The sequence below is a fragment of the Planktothrix tepida PCC 9214 genome (assembly GCF_900009145.1).
Taxonomy (GTDB): domain Bacteria; phylum Cyanobacteriota; class Cyanobacteriia; order Cyanobacteriales; family Microcoleaceae; genus Planktothrix; species Planktothrix tepida.
Window position 1 is genome coordinate 1 of record NZ_LN889835.1, and the last position, 391, is coordinate 391.

Genomic DNA, 391 nt, shown 5'->3' on the forward strand with positions numbered 1-391 from the left:
TCCATACTCCCTTTCTAACAAAACTTGTAAATCAGACAATCTTAACCAATCTCTTTCCCTTAATTCTTCAATAATTTTCTGTTTGTCTTCAGGGCTTAGATAACCTTTCCTTCCTTTATATTGAAGTTTTAAACTGTCTACTCCTTCCACAAGCACCCGATTTTTCCATTGGCTAATAAATCCTTGAGAAACTTGTAATAAGTCTTGAATTTCCCGGTAGGCTTTACCTTGTAATTTGAGTTTGACAGCGATCGCTCTTTTAATTTCTCTAGGATCTTTTGTCTGATTGATAAAATCGTCTATTTCGTCGATTATATTCATTTTCCGTTGCCAGCTTTGGGGGATTATTGCTAACCTTACATTTATTATAACTCATTTGGAAGTGCTATAT

General features: G+C 34.3%; 1 protein-coding gene. It reads right to left on the minus strand.

The genetic code is table 11. The annotated features are described in order from the left end of the window. A partial coding sequence (locus PL9214_RS29360; RefSeq protein WP_139295209.1) for a helix-turn-helix domain-containing protein occupies window positions 1–321 on the minus strand: 321 nt, incomplete at its 3' end. Window positions 322–391: the final 70 nt, after the last annotated feature.